The sequence below is a fragment of the Halogranum roseipondis genome (assembly GCF_059695585.1).
On record NZ_CM185235.1, the window covers coordinates 830,406 to 847,019 of the forward strand.

13 protein-coding genes are annotated in these 16,614 nt (G+C 66.8%); 5 read left to right on the forward strand and 8 right to left on the reverse strand.

The annotated features are described in order from the left end of the window. The first annotated feature begins 149 nt into the window (after nt 1-149). On the forward strand, nt 150-890 hold the full coding sequence (locus EOHIBHHM_RS04460; RefSeq protein ID WP_497255016.1) for an SDR family NAD(P)-dependent oxidoreductase: 741 nt from the start codon (nt 150-152) through the stop codon (nt 888-890). A 163-nt stretch (nt 891-1,053) separates the two neighbouring features. Here the strand turns inward: EOHIBHHM_RS04460 and EOHIBHHM_RS04465 are convergent, their stop codons facing one another. Together EOHIBHHM_RS04465 and EOHIBHHM_RS04470 are read right to left on the reverse strand one after the other, a co-directional pair. Beyond that, nucleotides 1,054-1,437 (reverse strand): DUF5611 family protein, encoded by a 384-nt coding sequence (locus EOHIBHHM_RS04465; protein WP_089822088.1) that lies wholly within the window; start codon nt 1,435-1,437, stop codon nt 1,054-1,056. 158 nt (nt 1,438-1,595) lie between these two features. Next, nucleotides 1,596-2,516, reverse strand: a complete 921-nt coding sequence (locus EOHIBHHM_RS04470; RefSeq protein ID WP_497255018.1) for a DUF7093 family protein — start codon at nt 2,514-2,516, stop codon at nt 1,596-1,598. Nucleotides 2,517-2,644: 128 nt separating this feature from the next. Between EOHIBHHM_RS04470 and EOHIBHHM_RS04475 the strand changes: the two genes are divergently transcribed. Further along, complete coding sequence (locus tag EOHIBHHM_RS04475) at nt 2,645-2,944, forward strand: DUF6432 family protein (protein ID WP_497255020.1); 300 nt, start codon at nt 2,645-2,647, stop codon at nt 2,942-2,944. A gap of 89 nt (nt 2,945-3,033) precedes the next feature. Next, complete coding sequence (ygfZ, locus tag EOHIBHHM_RS04480) at nt 3,034-4,122, forward strand: CAF17-like 4Fe-4S cluster assembly/insertion protein YgfZ (protein ID WP_497255022.1); 1,089 nt, start codon at nt 3,034-3,036, stop codon at nt 4,120-4,122. Nucleotides 4,123-4,162: 40 nt separating this feature from the next. On the opposite strand, the gene EOHIBHHM_RS04485 is transcribed toward ygfZ, so the two are convergent. From EOHIBHHM_RS04485 to EOHIBHHM_RS04505, 5 genes are all read right to left on the reverse strand, one after another. Beyond that, nucleotides 4,163-5,248 carry a geranylgeranyl reductase family protein gene (locus tag EOHIBHHM_RS04485; protein ID WP_497255024.1) on the reverse strand — a complete coding sequence of 362 codons (1,086 nt, stop codon included), beginning with the start codon at nt 5,246-5,248 and terminating at the stop codon, nt 4,163-4,165. A 124-nt stretch (nt 5,249-5,372) separates the two neighbouring features. Further along, complete coding sequence (locus EOHIBHHM_RS04490; protein WP_497255026.1) at nt 5,373-10,079, reverse strand: multicopper oxidase domain-containing protein; 4,707 nt, start codon at nt 10,077-10,079, stop codon at nt 5,373-5,375. Nucleotides 10,080-10,282: 203 nt separating this feature from the next. After that, nucleotides 10,283-11,290 (reverse strand): WD40/YVTN/BNR-like repeat-containing protein, encoded by a 1,008-nt coding sequence (locus EOHIBHHM_RS04495; protein ID WP_497255028.1) that lies wholly within the window; start codon nt 11,288-11,290, stop codon nt 10,283-10,285. Between the two features lie 51 nt (nt 11,291-11,341). Continuing rightward, nucleotides 11,342-14,302 (reverse strand): excinuclease ABC subunit UvrA, encoded by a 2,961-nt coding sequence (gene uvrA / locus EOHIBHHM_RS04500; RefSeq protein WP_497255030.1) that lies wholly within the window; start codon nt 14,300-14,302, stop codon nt 11,342-11,344. Between the two features lie 152 nt (nt 14,303-14,454). Beyond that, nucleotides 14,455-14,808 (reverse strand): cell division protein SepF, encoded by a 354-nt coding sequence (locus EOHIBHHM_RS04505; RefSeq protein ID WP_497255031.1) that lies wholly within the window; start codon nt 14,806-14,808, stop codon nt 14,455-14,457. Between the two features lie 137 nt (nt 14,809-14,945). On the opposite strand from EOHIBHHM_RS04505, the gene EOHIBHHM_RS04510 reads away from it, so the two are divergent. After that, nucleotides 14,946-15,629, forward strand: coding sequence for a DUF1028 domain-containing protein (locus EOHIBHHM_RS04510; protein WP_497255033.1), 684 nt, complete (start codon nt 14,946-14,948; stop codon nt 15,627-15,629). A gap of 38 nt (nt 15,630-15,667) precedes the next feature. Here EOHIBHHM_RS04510 and EOHIBHHM_RS04515 read toward each other — a convergent pair whose 3' ends face one another. Then, nucleotides 15,668-16,147, reverse strand: a complete 480-nt coding sequence (locus EOHIBHHM_RS04515; protein ID WP_497255036.1) for an RNA-binding protein — start codon at nt 16,145-16,147, stop codon at nt 15,668-15,670. A 137-nt stretch (nt 16,148-16,284) separates the two neighbouring features. On the opposite strand from EOHIBHHM_RS04515, the gene EOHIBHHM_RS04520 reads away from it, so the two are divergent. After that, nucleotides 16,285-16,593, forward strand: coding sequence for a DUF7562 family protein (locus tag EOHIBHHM_RS04520; protein WP_497255037.1), 309 nt, complete (start codon nt 16,285-16,287; stop codon nt 16,591-16,593). Nucleotides 16,594-16,614: the final 21 nt, after the last annotated feature.

Here is a 16,614-nt window from a genome sequence, read left to right on the forward strand (position 1 = left end):
CCTTCTTAAACGTGGCGGGAGGTTTACTCGGTACTGAATAAACATTTGACGAGAAGGTGCGTTACCACTCGTCACGAGAGACTCCCTCACACTACTTGTAGCTTTTCCCGACCGGGAGGGCTTTGGGAGACGCGAGTGAGAGGAGAGACATGTTGTCGCCCGATCTGACGGGACGGACGGTGCTGGTGACGGGGAGTGCGAAGGGGATCGGTCGCGAACTGCTGCTCGCGACCGCCGAGGCGGGAGCGTCCGTCGCCGTCCACTACCACACGAGCGCCGAGGAAGCGAAAGAGACCGCCGCGGCGGCCGCAGAGCGCGGCGCGCCGGAGACGACGACGGTTCGTGGCAACGTCACCGAGCCGGACGCCGTCGACGCCATGTTCGACGCCGTCGAGAAGGATCTCGGCCCGGTCGACGTGCTCGTCAACAACGTCGGCGCGTTCGCCCCCTCACACTGGGAGGAGATCGACTTCGAGACGTGGAACACGGTGCTGGAGACGAACTTCAACGGCACCTACCTCTGCTCGAAGCGCGCGCTCCCCGCGATGCGCGAACAGGGGTGGGGGCGGATCGTCAACGTCGGCTACGCCGGCAGCGAGAAGGCGCTCGTCCACCCGAAGAACTTCCCGTACTTCGTCGCCAAGACGGGCGTGCTCATGTTCACGCGGATGCTGGCGACGGACACGCAGAACGACGGCATCACGGTCAACGCCGTCTCGCCGTACGTCGTCGAGAACTCCGACGAGTTCCCCGCGGACGCCCCTCGTGGTCGGTGGGCGCGGTTCGAAGACCTCCGGCAGGCGCTGCTGTTCTTCCTCGACGAGGACAGCGACTACATCAGCGGCGAGAACGTCGAGATCGACGGCGGGTGGCAGCCCGAGCGGTTGTAGCGGTAGGGCCGTCGCTGCCGCGGTGCGGTCGCTGGAAAGTCAAAGAACGTTGTACGCGAGGGAGCGAAGTGAGCCTCGCGAGCGGGTCTTTTGGCCGAGCTTTTTTAACGGGGTTGAGCAGGCCGAAGGCCTGCGATTCCCCGCGTTGAAAAAAGGTCGAGGTTCAGTAATCCGGCGCGTCGTCCTCGACGGCGCGTTTCATCGAGTCGCGGCGCGACTTCGCGTCACGACCGGTCGCCTCCAGCAGGAACTCGTTTTTGACGTTGACGGCGTCGGCGGCGTGGTCGGCGAGCCCCTCGGCGATGACCTCCTCGGCCGAGCGCTCCTCGAAGTGAACGGCGAGTTTGTCCTTCTTGCCGCTGTACTCGACTGCGCCGGCGACGATCTTCGTGAAGACGGGGTTCTTCGGTTCGCCGACGACGAACAGGTCGCTGCCGCGGTACTCGTCGGTGCCCGTGATGGGGCCGAAGTACTCCTCGATACTCGCTTCGAGGTCGGGCATTCGTTCGTCGAGCGTCTCACCGCGGCGCATCTTGTACTCCTTCATGACAGGCCGTTCGGTAGGGGATGGTTTACCTGTTTCGTCGTTCGAATCGCGTGCAGGCTGTTGTCAGCCGTCGAAACCGGCGTCAGCAGCGGTTTCGTACAAAAAGGTTGCTACTGGAACCGCGGTGGGTGAGCGACACGTCTCCGCACGGTGGCCGGTTACCGTTCGCGCTCGGTGATGTAGCCGTGTTTACACTCGGGGCAGATGTCGCCAGCACGCATCGACGACTGGGATGCGGCGCGCGTCATCTCGCAGGCGGGACAGAAGTACTCCGTCGGTACCTCCGACGCGTCGGTTCGCGAGAGCGTCTCCGCACGCGTGAACCCACCCGAGGTCCCGCCGCTCCCGGTGGATTCGTCTTCCGCGTTGCCGATGAACTCCGCGTCGTACCCCTCCTCGACGGTGTCGTCCTCCGAGAGTTCGGGGGCGAGTTTGTCGCCGAAGTCGACCTCGACACCCTCGTCGTCGGCGTGCGGTTCGGCCGCGAACCCCTCGTCTTCGCCCTGTTGCTCCGGCCACGCACGCGACTCGCTCTCGTCTCCGTCCGCGTCGAGTTCGCCCTCGACCTCTTCGAGCGTCGGCATCCGACCGTCGCCGCGGTCGACGTCGTCCGCGTCGGGCCACTCGCCGGGTTGGCGTTCGGCCGGCTCCTCCTCCTCGTCGAGGATGATACCGTCGTCCTCCTCGGCGCTCTCTGGGGGGTCGAACGACTCCGCGTCGGCCTCGAACGACTCCGTCTCGGCTCCGAACGACGAGTCGACGGTCGTGGGGTCGTCGGACGTCCCCTCGGTGGCCGGGTGGGGGTTCGGCTCGGACCACTCCGACTCCTCGGCGGTCGGGGCCTCCGCCTGCGTCTCCGGTTCGGTGGCTGTCGTCTCGCTGTCTTCGAACCCCGGCACCTCCGAGGCCGGTCGGATCGAGGTCACCTCCTTGTTCTCGCTGATGATCCGTGTCTGTCCACACCGCGTGCAGGTCTTCACCTCGCGGACGGTGACGACCATCTCCTCACCCTCCTCCTCTCGTTCGCGCTCGATCTCGGGGTCGGCGAAATCGTGCCCGAGTAGACACCTGAGTCCCATTGCACGCACCTTCCGAGGTCCAAGACTAAAACCTACCTCCTCTCCGTCTGCCGAGCGTCAGACGCCCCCGGCCGACAGGCGCCGCTCACGCCGGTAAGCGTAAAACCGCCGCGCTCGTTGGGGTGGGTATGAGAGCGAAGCGGGAGTATCGGGACCGCGGCGACGTCGAGGTCGCCGTCCTCGATGCACTCGTCGACCGCGCGGAGGAGGGGATGACCGTCTTCGAGCTCCGTGCGGCAGTCGACGCCGACATCGACACGATCGAAGCGGCGCTAGGCGAACTCAAGGACGACAACCTCATCAACGTCGAGAACGCCAACGAGCGCATCCGTATCCGCCCGGACGACCGTGTCGTCCCCGACCCGGAGGAGCGACAGGACGACGAACAGGGGATTCTCGACGTCGTCCGCGAGAAGTTCGGACTCTGAGCCGGCGCGACGAACGAGCGAACCTCCTCTCGACGAACGTCGGCGACGATGACGGGACGTTTTATCCATCGCCCCCGTACGACCGAGCGATGACTGTGCTACGCGACTTCCACGCGGACCACGGCGCGACGTTCGAAGAGCGTGGCGGCCGAGCGGTCGTTCGCGACTACGGCCGCCCGGCAGTCGCACATCGGGCCGTCCGAAACGGGGTCGGCGCGATCGAGATGGGTTACGGCGTCGTCCTCGTCGAGGGCGACGACCGCGTCGAGTTCGTCGACAACGCGGTGTCGAACCGCGTCCCGACGACCGACGGCGAGGGCTGTTACGCGCTTCTCTTGGATCCGCAGGGTCGCATCGAGACCGACATGTACGTCTACAACGCCGGCGAGCGCCTGCTTCTCTTCACGCCGCCGGCGCAGGCCGAACCGCTCGTCACCGACTGGCGGGAGAACGTGTTCATTCAGGACGTCGAGATCCGCGACGCCTCCGAGGACTTCGCCGTCTTCGGCGTCCACGGCCCGCAGTCGACCGAGAAGGTCGCGAGCGTCCTCAACCACGCCGGCGCGCCCGAACCCCACCTCTCGTTCGTCCGCGGTTCGATCGCCGACGTCGGCGTCACCGTCGTCGCCAGCGACGGACTCACCGGCGAGGAGGGGTACGAGATCGTCTGTTCGGCCGACGAGGCCGAGACGCTGTTCGACGCACTGCTCACCTACGGCAACGCGTCGGCCCCCTTCGGCCACGCTACCTGGGAGTCGCTGACGCTGGAGGCGGGGACGCCGCTGTTCGAGACGGAACTGGCCGGACGACTGCCGAACGTGCTCGGCCTCCGGAACGCGCTCGACTTCGACAAGGGCTGTTACGTCGGCCAAGAGGTCGTCTCGAAGGTCGAGAACCGCGGGCAGCCGAGTCAGCGACTCGTCGGGTTGCGACCCGAGTCGCTGCCGGCCGGCGAGGCGGCCGTCTTCGCGGACGACGCCGCCGTCGGCGAGGTGACCCGCGCCGTCGACAGCCCGAGTCTCGACGGGCCCGCCGCGCTCGCGCTCGTCGACTACGACCTCGACGCCGACGCGGCGCTCACGGTGCGCGTCGACGGCGACGAGGTGCTCGCAGAGCGGGTCGAACTCCCGTTCGTCGAGGGGAGCGACCGGTCCGGCCGACTCCCAACGTATCGCTGAACGTCGAGGCGACCGGCGGCCGGATGGGTCCGGAGTCGGACTACGACCGCGAGAGCAGCGTCCGGAGATGTTCCCGCGAGAAGAACGAGGAAGGTCTGTCCATGTGGACGCCGATCTCGCCCGCGAGCGCACCTAAGCCGAGTCGTTGGACCGGTTCGGGCAGCGAGTACGCCCGTCGGACGAGGTGGCCCAACTTGATCTCGCGGGAGAGCGCGTCCCGCCACGCCCGTTCGTAGTCGGCCAGCGTCCGCGGGTGGTCGGGGTCGATCTCGGCGACGGCGTGGTCGGCGGCGGTCATCCCGTAGAGGATGCCGCCACCGGTGAACGGTTTCGTCTGGGCGGCCGCGTCGCCGAGCAGGAACACCCGTCGCGTCGTCACCGTCTCCGGCGGGCCGATGGGGATGACCCCCGAGCAGAACCGGTCGGTCTCGACGTCGTACGCCGCGGTGAGCACGTCGAACAGCTCGTTGACCTCCTTGCCCGGCGGCGCGGCGAGACCGTACTCGACGCCCGCGTCGCCCCGGGGGATGCGCCACGCGAAGAACCGCGGGACGGTGAGGTGGACGGCGACGTCGTCGCCGAAGTCCGGTTCGTCGGTGAACGCGAGCACGCCGTGGAGCTTCTCGGCGGGTTCGGGGAGTCCGACCTCTCGCCGGACCCGGGAGATCGGCCCGTCGCTGCCGGCGACCATCTTCGCTTCGAACTCTCGGCTCTCGCCACCGACGCTCGCCGTCACGGTGACGTGCGTCGCGTGTTCGTCGACCGCGGTGACGGTGTGCCCCTCGCAGACGTCGGCACCGGCGTCGCGGGCGGCGGCGGCGAGCGTCCGGTCGAGTTCGACGCGGTCGATCACGTTCGACACCTCCTCGGTCTTGTAGAAGCGGTTGGCGTCGCTCTCGGGGCCCCCGACGTGGAAGTTCGCGCCGTAGACGCGGTTCTGCAGGAGGCGGTCTTGGGCGTCGTCGGGGACGTAGGACCAGATGTCGGTGCTGACGTGGCCGGAGCAGGCCAGCGGCGTCCCCACCTCGCCTTTCTCCAGCGCGAGCACGTCGTATCCGGCCTCGGCGGCGCGGCGAGCGAACCGGGCGCCGGCGGGACCGACGCCGACCACGACGAAGTCGTACATACGCCGGTGTGACGGGGCGTGCGATAAATACGTTCCCGGTTTCTGTCGGGTACGGTCTGCCTGGGTACGGGCCGGGACGACGTCTCGCGTACGACTCGAAAGAAGAGACCGTGGTGCCGTTCGTTCAGTGGCTGCTCGTGTCGAACTCGTCGGTGAGGTGGACGCTCCGGACGCGGAGATGTTCGCCCTCGGCGATGGCCGACCACGGCACCTCGTACCGTGCGCACTCCGAGTCGACGACGAGACAGGAGCCGCTCCCCTCGCTGGCGTCGCGGATCTCGACCGACTGACCCGCCCGCTCGCACGCCTTCGTCCCGACGAACCGGGCGTCAGCGCCGGTCAGATCGGTGATCTGGCTGGTGTCGACCGGGCCGGTGAACAGATAGGCTGCACCCGCCTCGGTGGCTTCCTGGGCGCTCCACGGGACGCCGATGAGGACGTCGATCGTCCCGTCGCCGGTCAGGTCGCCGCGGGTGACGTTCCACCCGGGACGGCGGTCGATGGGCGTCGCAGTGCGGTCCGGCAGCGGCTGGACGGGTTTCTCGAAGTCGCGCTGTTTGTCGCCGACGCGGAGGAACCCCCACTCGCCAGCCTCGAGTTTGAGTCGCTGTCTCATCTCCTGGTAGATGAAGTCGCCGGTGCTCCCAGCGAGTCCGCCGGCCCCACCTTTCGGTTCGACGATGTCGCTCTTGGTGACGCTGGTCTGGTCGTCGACGCCGATGTTCTTGGACTGCTCGATGTTCCGGAGTCGGTTCCACTGGTGGGCCGCGAGGTGGAACACGAGTCCGTCGGCCTTGTCGGCCGTCTTGTGGACGTCGAGACGGATCGGGTCGCCGAGCATCGCCCGCAGGATCGGCGTCACCGGGTCGCCGTGAGCGCCCGAATCGTAGACGTCCCACGGGTCGTCGTCCTCCTCGAACCGACGGGAGAACGGTTCCGAACGGTAGTTGACGGCCGCGAACCCGTGGTCCTCGGCGTCGCCGAGCTGGTTACACGGCGCGTCCGGATCGAACTCCTCGTCGTCGCCCGGCGGGACGACGCAGTCGTCTCTGTCCTTTCTGTTGACGATGTACTGTCCGTCGGCGAACGCGAGCGCGTAACTGCGGTAGTCGTCGCCGTTCGGTACCTTCGCGATGACCGAGTCGTTGCGACCCTGTGGTGCGGGTTCGCCCGTGGTGGCGTCGAGATACTCGACGCCCTCCTCGCCGATGACGAGTCGACCGTAGGCGCCGTGGTGACGGTTGCTCCTGACGTCCGCGTGGTCGTGGAGGACGGCCGAACCGATCTCGCCGTTGGCGTACCAGCGGTAGGTGATGCTCTCACCGGGCCCGATCGTCTGGTCCCAGTTGAAGCCTGCGGTCGTCCCGTCGGACGCGAGCACGTCCATCTGGACGCGCTTGGGGTGCAGCGAGATGCGCTTCGAGCGCTCCCAGTCCTGGTCCGGCCCCTGCATCTCGGGGTGCGGGTGGTCCTCGTCGATGGCGTCGAAGTCGATGTCGTTGGTCAGCGTGACCTCGATGCACTCGTTCTCTCTCGACCACAGCGTCAGCGGCGTCAACGGCAGGTCGCCGCGCTTGATGGCATCGACGTCCGAAGTGAGAGCGTAAGCGATGCCGTACGGGTCGTAGTCGCCGTACTCGTTGTACTCGATCTCGGTGTCGAACGCCGAGACCTTGAACTCCTGGACCGTCGCGTCCTCGGGACACGGGTCGCCGGGGATCGGCGCCTTCGGCGGCGGGTTGCCGTCGATGGCGCTGTTCTGCCGAGCGTCCTTGTCCGGCGGGAAGTCCTTGGAGTCGCCCTCACAGTAGAGGAGTCGGGCGAGCTGACCGCACTCGCTCCAGTCGAAGTCAGAGTGCGCTGCGGGGTGACCCATCTTCCGAAGCTCCCGCTTGGAGATGGAGCCGTCCGGCGCACCGCGGTCCGGCAGCGGTTCGATGTGGTCGACCTCCGCGCCGATCTCGCGGAACAGCCCCCACATCCCGTCCCAGAGGTCGTCGACGACCGTCGAGCCGTACATGTAGTCTCTGATCGGGAGCCCCGCCGGGTTCTCCTCGAGGTTCTCGAAGATGTCCTCGAGGTCCTCGAACTCCTCTTCGGGTTCGAGGTCCATCGTGTACGCCTCCGAGGTTCCGATGATCTGCGTGGTGGCGTCCTGCGGGTCGACGCCGACGGTGGGGAACTGCCGGCCGTGGATGGAGAAGTTGTGCTGCTCCTCGTAGGCGGCCTGCCAGAGGCGGAACCGGACCGGGTCGCCCTCGTACGCCTCGAACACCGGTGTCGAGGGGTCACCGTGGACGTACGAGGAGTGGACGTACGCCGGGTCGGCGTCGTCGCGGTGGTAGTACGGCGCGTTGCGGTAGTTGAGCGCCATCACCCCCGCGTTCTCGCCGTGTTCCACCTGCGGGTTGACGAGTTCGCCGTCCCGGTCGACCAGTTGCGCGAAGTCCTGGTAGGCGACACAGAACTCGCGGTAGTCGGGGCCGTCGTCCTGCTGGATGATCGCCTGGGTCCCGCTCCGGATGGGGTCGCCACTGTAGGGGTCGAGCCACCGCGAGTTCGGCGGTTCGACCACGAGCGACGCGAACGACCCGTGCATCACGTCGTCGATGCCGGTGATGTGGTCGTGGAAGAAGATGGTCCCCTCCTCGTCGGCGTACCAGCGGTAGTGGCCCGTGGCACCGGCTTCCGTCCCCTGTCGGTAGTTGAAGCCGGTTCCGAGCGAGTCGGACCCGAGCAGGTCGTAGGAGACGAAGTGGATGTGCGTGGACTTGCCGCCCGCCTCGATGGGGACGCTCTCCGCGCCGCCGTCCTGTCCCTCCGGGTTCTCGGGGAACCGGTCGCCGGGCAGCGCGGCGACGTTCTCGTCGGTCACCTCGTTCTTGAACGTGATGTCGATACAGTCGCCGACGTTCGCGCGGATGACCAGCGGTTCGGGGTTCATCTTCCCCTCGCGCACCAGGTCGGCGTGCTCCTCGAGCACGTAGACGATGCCGTTGGGGTCGTGGTCGCCGGCGTCGTTGTAGACGATGTCCGCCGGCAGGGCGACGATGGTGTACTCGCGTTTTTCGCCCTCGAACGCCGGTTCGTACTCGTCGAGCTCCGGTTCACAGGGGTCGGAGTACGGCGCGCCGGGTTTGATCTCGCCCTTCCGGGTGAGCGCCCGCTCCTCCTCGGGTTCCGGGTCGCGGAACTCGTCGAGTCCGGCGGCACCGTAGGGCGGGTACGGCGGCGTCTCGTCGAACTCGCCGGGGATGAACTCGGGGAAGCCCGGGATGTCGCTCTCCTTCGGGAGCGGCGGGTCGTTGCAGGGGAGCTTCTGCAGACAGTCGCGTTCCTTGTCGAGGACGCGCATGATCCCCCACATCCCCTCGCCGTAGTGCGGGAAGAGGTGGCAGTGGAACAGCACGTCGCCGACGGAGCCGTGGGCGCCACCCGCGCCGACCTCGAACGCATCGTCGAACGACATGTCCGGACGGATGGAGGTGAAGTCAGTGATGCCCGCTTCGGGCGTACCGAACGCGACGTTGTAGGGACTCTCGTACACCGCACCGTTACCGAGGGTCTGTGAGTCGATGGTGTCGGAGGTCTCCCGTCCGGGCACCTCCTTCCAACGGTGGCCGTGGAGGTGGTGGACGTGGTTCTCCTCGACGGAGGCCCCGACCGGGATTGCCATCACCGGGTCGCCGACGTACATCGGGTAGACGTTGTCGCCGCCGCCGGGGTCGCCGTGAGACCACGAACTGTAGAACGGCGCGGCGTCCTCGCTGAGGGTTCCGAGCTCGGCCTCCGCGAAACGGTTCCCCGTGGGGTCGGACCGGTAGTTGATGGCGTGGGAGGTCTGCAGTTCGTCGCTGCCGGGAAGGGTGAGGTCTTCGCCGTCGGCCGTCTCGATCCCCTCCGGGGTGTGGTAGTGGACGAGGAACTGGCGGTAGCTCAGTCCGGGGACGAGACCGAAGTCCTTGGCCTCCTGCGAGAGACTCTCGGGGTGGTGGATGTCGGCCTGTACCCGACCCTGTACTTCCTCGCCCGTGTAGGGGTCGGTCCACGTCGTCCCCTGCGGGTGGACGACGACGGTACCGAACAGTCCGCGGGCGAACAGGTTCGTCTCCTGCGGCGAGTCCTCCTCGCTGCTGAAGTACGACTGGTTCGCCCCGTCGAGGAAGAAGTGACCGCCGTACTCGCTGGCGTACCACCGATAGGTGCGGCTCTCGCCGGGCGGGACGATGGTGCTCGGGTTCTCGCCGACCTCCATCCCGTCGCTCTCCTGAACGTCGTACGGGAGTCCCGTCTGGTGCATCGAGGCACAGCGGTCGAGGTCGTTGTGGAACTCGATCTCGATGAGGTCGCCCTTGTTCGCCCGCAGGGTGAGCGGCTGGATGAGCCGCGTGTCGCCGTCGGCGCGCTTCTCCTCCGGGATGTCCTCGCAGAACACCTCCGCGTCCTCGTCTTCGAAGACGCTGTTGTGGCCGCAGGGGACCTTCCCCGAGAGTTCGTTGATCTCGTCCAGGTCGTCCTCCAGGGCGTACATCACGCCGATCGGCTGGTGGAGGCCGTAGCGGTTGTAGACGATGTCGACGTCGATCGCGTGGACGTCGAAGTGTCTGACCTTCCCACCCTCGTCGGGCTCCTCGGGGACCGATTCCTCGTTGGTCGGCAGCTCGCCGGAACCGTCGGTGCTGGTGGGAAGACCCGCACCGGCGGCGAGCGCACCGCCCGCAGCGAGGAACGACCGTCGCGACGTCGTCAGCTCGTCGCCAAGCCGGGCGTCCTCCGGCTCGCCACCTCGTCTCGTCGGATTCTCTCCGTGGTTCGACTCGTCGTGTTTCATCGACGGTCTGTCAAAACATCGTGACTGTATTTGTTATTGATAATCTAAGAATATCATAACTACTGGTTTTTCGAGTAACGTCGACTTACATTTTAACAAGTAAGTGTTCGGTGAGATTTTACAACGATTATCTGGTCGAAAAATATCTCTCTAGATGTGGTACGTTAGCAGAACACAAGCGTCGTCGACGGCGATAGTTCCGCTCAGTCGACGACGAGGAACCCGCGGATCGGCTCGGATTCGAAGGACTCCGGCCACTCGACGGCGAGTCGTCGCCACGAGTCGCCCGCGTCAGCGGTGTGGAACAGCCCTCGGTCGTTCGCGGCGTAGAACTCGCCGCCCGCGTCGCCCGCGGCGAGCACCGCCCGCGTCACGCCGTCGCCCGTCGGCAGTCCGCGGCCGTCGAGCCGCTCCCACTGCTCTCGGTCTCGCTGTTTCCGATAGACGTACGTCTCCGCCCGCGAGGGCGTGTGCGCCGCGTACGCCCCCGACGCCGACGAGACGAGCACCGTCTCGGGATCGGCGTCGTCGACGGCGACGCTCCAGCAGTAACGGTGGCTTAACCCCTCTTGTGGATACTGCCACGTCTCACCGCCGTCTCGGGTCTCGGCGTACCCGTCTCCCGCGGCGGCCCACGCACGACCCGGTGCGTCGGGGTGCGTGGCCATGCTGTGGGTGTCGATGCGCGACGAGTCGACGCGGTCCTCCCACGTCTCTCCGCGGTCGTGTGTCTGGACGAGCGCCCCCGCCTCGACGGCGACGTAGAGATGCGCCGGATCGACGGGGTCGACCTCGATCCACCTGACGTGGTGCGTCTCGGGCCGCGGCGGGAACGACCAACCCGAGGCGGAGGGGAGGTCGGTCAGCCCGGTCTTCTCGGTCCAGCTGTCGCCGCCGTCGGTCGAGTGGTAGACGGCGCTCGGTTCCGTTCCGACCCACACCTCCTCGGAGTCGTCGGGGTTCGTCGCCAGCGCCGTGACCGCGTCGCTGTCGACGACGCTCTCGCCGACCCGGCGCCAACTGTCGCCGCCGTCGTCGCTCCGGAGCACGCCGGCGTCGAACGTGCCGCAGAAGAGTCGGTCCGGTCGGGCGGGGTGGACCGCGAGACACTCGGGTTCGTGCTCGGCGAGTCGCGTCGAGGGCTGCCAGTCGCCGGGACCGCCGTCGACGACGAGGAGGGCGTCTCTCGTCGCCACGTAGAGCGTTACCATGGGGTACGGTAGGTGCAGGAAGCGGGAAAAGGCTCCGTCGAGGGGGTCGTTTCAGTCGTCGTCGCTGATCGGCTTGGCAGGCTGCCGCTTGTCCGCACGCGGCCCCTCCGCGTCGACGTCGGGGAGCAGGTCGCGCAGATACTGTCCGGTGTAACTCTCCTCGGTGCGGGCGACCTCCTCCGGCGTGCCGGTGGCGACGACCTCGCCACCGTTCTCGCCGCCTTCGGGGCCGAGGTCGACGACGTTGTCCGCGTTCTTCACGAGGTCGAGTTCGTGCTCGACGACGACGATGGTGTTGCCGTTGTCGGTCAGTCGCTGGAGCACGTCGATGAGTTTGCGCTCGTCTTCCTTGTGGAGACCCGTCGTCGGTTCGTCCAGCAGGTAGAGCGTCTCGCCGGTCTGTTTCTTCCCCAACTCTTCGGCGAGTTTGACGCGCTGAGCCTCGCCGCCCGACAGCGTCGTCGAGGGCTGTCCGAGCGACATGTAGCCGAGACCGACGTCTTTCAGCAGTTCGAGGCGACGACGGATCTGAGAGTTCGCCTCGAAGAACTCGTGTGCCTCGTCGACCTCCATGTCGAGGACGTCGGCGATGGTCGCACCCTTGTAGGTGACGTCGAGCGTCTCGTCGTTGTAGCGCGCGCCGCCACACTCCTCACACGGGACGTAGACGTCCGAAAGGAAGTTCATCTCGATCTTGACGGTCCCCTGTCCGCCACACTCCTCACAGCGGCCGCCTTTGACGTTGAACGAGAAGCGACCCTTCTCGTAGCCGCGCTGTTTGGCCAACTTCGTCTCGGCGAACAGCTCGCGGATGTAGTCGAAGACGCCGGTGTAGGTGGCGGGGTTCGACCGGGGCGTCCGGCCGATCGGCGACTGGTCGATGAGTCGCACCGTCTCGATCCCGTCGAGCCCCTCGATAGCGTCGTGTTCGCCGGGGTCGACGCTCGTGTTGTCGTTCATCTGCCGGGCGAGCCCCTTGTAGAGGATGTCGTGCATCAGCGTCGACTTCCCCGACCCCGAGACGCCGGTGACGGCCGTGAACTGGCCGACCGGGATGGGGACGTCGAGGTCCTTGAGGTTGTGCTGGCGTGCGCCCTTGACGACGAGTTCGCCCTCCGACTCTCGGCGTTCCTCGGGGACCGGAATCTCCCGTCGTCCCGAGAGGTAGTCCCCGGTGATCGAGTCCTCCGCCGCACAGACGTCGTCGAAGTCGCCCTGGACGACGATTTCGCCGCCGCGTTTCCCCGGGCCGGGACCCATGTCGATGATGTTGTCCGCCCGGCGCATCGTCTCCTCGTCGTGTTCGACGACGATGAGCGTGTTGCCGAGGTCACGCAGCCCTTCGAGCGTGTTCAGCAGACGGTCGTTGTCCCGCTGGTGGAGCCCGATCGAGGGCTCGTCGAGCACGTAGAGCACGCCGACGAGCCCCGACCCGACCTGCGTGGCGAGTCGGATGCGCTGGGACTCGCCGCCCGAGAGCGTCGCCGCCTCGCGGTCCAGCGTGAGATACTCGAGGCCGACCTCCGTCATGAAGCCGAGTCGGGCGCGGATCTCCTTCAAGATCTCCTCGGCGATGGTGCGCTGGCGGTCGGTGAGGTCCGCCTCCATCCCCTCGAAGTGGGCGAGCGCGTCGCCGATGCTCAGGCGGTTGACCTCGGTGATGGCGGTGCCGTCGACGAGCACCGACCGGGACTGCGGTTTGAGACGCGTGCCGTCACAGGCCGGACACGTCGTCACGGCCATGTAATCCTCGATGTGCTCGCGCGTGCTCTTCGACTCGGTCTCGACGTGGCGGCGTTCGAGGTTCGGGATGACCCCCTCGAAGCGCTTCTCCTTGCGGCGGGTGCCGTTCTTCGTCGACCGCTCGAAGACGACCTCCTCGTCGGTGCCGTAGAGGAACTGTCGCTGGACGTCGTCGTCGAGGTTCTCCCAGTGGGTCTGGACGCTCACGCCGAAATGTTTCGCCACGGACTTGATCCGGGTGCGGTAGTACGAGCGTTTGTAGCTCCACGGCTCGAAGACGTCTTTCAGCGGCTTGCTGGGGTCTTGGACGACGAGCGCCTCGTCGATCTCCTTCGTGTTGCCGATCCCCTCACACGCCGGACAGGCCCCGTGTGGCGAGTTAAACGAGAACGACCGCGTCTCGATCTCCGAGAAGTCGATGCCACAGTGCGTACAGGCGAGTTCCTCGGAGAACTCGACGACCAGTCGACCGTCGCCCTCTCCTGCGAGGTCGCCCGTCGCGCGGGCCGTCGACCCGCCGAGGGCGGTCTCGGCCTCCTCGCTCGGGTCCGGGACGATCAGCTTCAGCACGCCGTCGGCCCGCTCGAGCGCCGTCTCGACGCTGTCGGTGATGCGCGAGCGCGCCTCCTCGGCGACCTTGATGCGGTCGACGACGACGTCGACCGTGTGGTCGTAGTTCTCGTCTAACTCCGGCCGGTCTGTCGTCAGGTCGTACTGCTCGCCGTCGACCTCGACGCGGGCGTAGCCGTCGGCGACGAGGTCGTCGAACAGGTCCTCGAACGCCCCCTTCTGGTCGCGGACGACGGGCGCGGCGATCTTCGCCTTCGTCCCCTCGGGGAGGTTGAAGATGCGCCGGACCATCTGCTGGGCGCTCTGCTCGCCGACTTCGCGGCCACACTCCGGACAGTGCGGCGTCCCCACGCGCGCGTAAAGAAGACGGAGGTAGTCGTGGAGTTCGGTGACGGTCCCGACCGTCGAGCGGGGGTTGTTGGCGGCGTTCTTCTGGTCGATGGAGATGGCGGGGGAGAGCCCCTCGACCGACTCGACCTGCGGTTTGTCCATCTGTCCGAGGAAGTTCCGTGCGTAGGCACTCAACGACTCGATGTAGCGACGCTGGCCCTCGGCGTAGATCGTCTCGAAGGCGAGCGACGACTTCCCCGACCCGGACAGGCCGGTGACGACGGTGAACTGCTCTCGTGGGATGGCGACGTCGAGGTCCTTGAGGTTGTGCTCCTCGGCCCCTCGGACCTCGATGTAGTCTTTGCTCATCTGGAACTCTCGTAAGGGGAGGACGCCTGAAAACTCGTCGGTTCCCGAAGGTCGCGAACGACACTGTCACGCCGTGACAAGGGGAAGGGAGAGGGAACGAACGGGAAGCGAGGGGTCGGCTGCTCGCGAGAGCGGCGGGGAGAGACGTCGTCTCAGCTCAGTTTCTGTCGGGAGATCGAGATCCCCGTCGGGGTGACGATGAGTTGGTCGTCGCCCTTCTGGACGATGTCGCCGTCGACCTCGTGGGCGACCTGCTGCAGTTCGTCGATGATGTGTTCGACCGTCCGGTCCTGCGTCCGGAGGCGCGTGATGTCGGCGATGACGAAGTCGCCGTCGTAGACGGCGTCCTTGATGGCGACGACGTCCTGCTGGCCGCTGATCTCGGCGATGTGGACCGTCGTCCCCGCCTCGCCGCGGGCGGTGTCGAAGTCGTCGAGATCCAGTTCGACGTAGTCCTCAGTGGTGTGGTTCTCGCCACCAGTGAGGAGTTTATCCATGATGCCCATGCGATGTACATCTCACTCTCGCCCCATTAGTTCTTACGTCAGACGACGGGCTGACACGGCGGTGGGACAGACCGGCAGGTAGCGGACGTGAGAGACCACATAGAGAGCTTTTTGCGACCGGAAGCCGACTGCCGACTGTGACCTTCAGTATCTGTGTCCGCGAGGAGTACGTCGACGACGACGGCGCCGACCAGTTCCGGTTCGGGGTCGGCGTCACCACCCGACTGCCCGGCGTGGGAGCGCTCTGTCCGTTCGCGAGCGAGGACGGAGCCGTCGCCACGCAGAGCTACACCAACGTCGAACTGGGACGCAGAGGACTCGACTACCTCGCCGACGGACTCGCCGTCGACGACGCGCTGCAGGCACTGCTGAACGCCGACGACGGGCGGGAGAAGCGCCAGCTCCACGGCGTCGGCCGTGGGTCGACGTTCGCCTTCTCCGGCGACGAGTGCCGCGACTGGTACGGCCACTACGAGGGCGAGAACGTCACCGTCGCGGGCAACCTGCTCGCTGGCGAGGCGGTCGTCGAGGCGACCGCCGCCGCCTACGAGGGGAGCGACCGCGAGGAACCGCTCGCGAAGCGACTGATCGACGCGCTGGCCGCGGGCGACGCCGAGGGCGGGGACAGACGCGAGGACCTTCCCGTCCAGAGCGCGGCGCTGGTCGTCGCGTCGACCGAGGACCAGGAGTTCGAACCGTACTACAACGACCTCCGTGTCGACGCGACGGAGACGCCGATGCGCGAGCTCCGTGAGACGTTCCACGAGGCGAGACGCGGCTACGAGCTGGCGCTAGAGAAGTACGCCACCGGCGACGAGTGAACGTCGGATCGTCGCCGGCGACGAGGCGGGCGGCCGGCTCAGACGCTGAACTCGTACAGTTCGTCGCCGACGTGGTGGACCGACTCGACGACCTTCCCCGAGTCACCGACCATCTCGTCGCCTGCGACGAGCGCGCGTCCGACGGCGAGCACCTTCCCGTGGGTCTCCTCCTGGATGACGACGAGGTCCCCCTCGGCGACGTCGGCGTCGGCCTCGACGATGCCGGGACGCATCACGTCCGCCCCGTTGCTGACGAAGGAGATGGCGCCGGCGTCGACCGTGACGACGCCTTTCGACGGCGGATGCTCGTTCGCACCGCGGACCGTGAGGAACGGTTCGTCGTCGACGTAGAGGACGAGCGGTTCGCCGTCGACGAGCACGACGTCGAACTCCGAGTCGGCCAGTTCGACCAGTTCGTAGCTGTCGCCGTCGAGGTCGACGCCGAGGCTCTCGGCCATCGTGTCTTCGATCTCGGCGACGTCGTCGCTGCGCAGGTGGTGGCGGGATTTGACCTTCATACACCCACGATACGCCGCACGGTGAATAAATCGCCCGTTCCGTGTCGGTGTCGGTCCGGAGACGCCACCCGCCACGCTACGTGCTAACTATTGACAATGTGATAAACGCTAAGTGACCGAAGTGCAATGTCAGTCCCATGTGGCGCTCCCGGAGCAACCGGGACGGGAAGACGGTGGTCTGCATCGCCTGTGGGAGTTCACTCAGCCGCGCGGACGCCCGCGAGTACGACAAGGAGGGCAACCGCTGGGAACGACACGGCAAGGAGTTCGAACACCTCTGTAAGGCGTGCTACCGCGGGCTCTGTCATCAACCTCGGAACGAACTCGAGGCGCTCCTCGGCGACATCGAGGAGCACGGCCTCTCCCAGGAGGAGTTCCTCCGACGCTACCTCGCCGAAGTCGAGGCCCGATACGGTCCCGAGAGCCGAGAGGAGCGCGAACGGTAGTCACGCAGCCGTTTTCTCCGC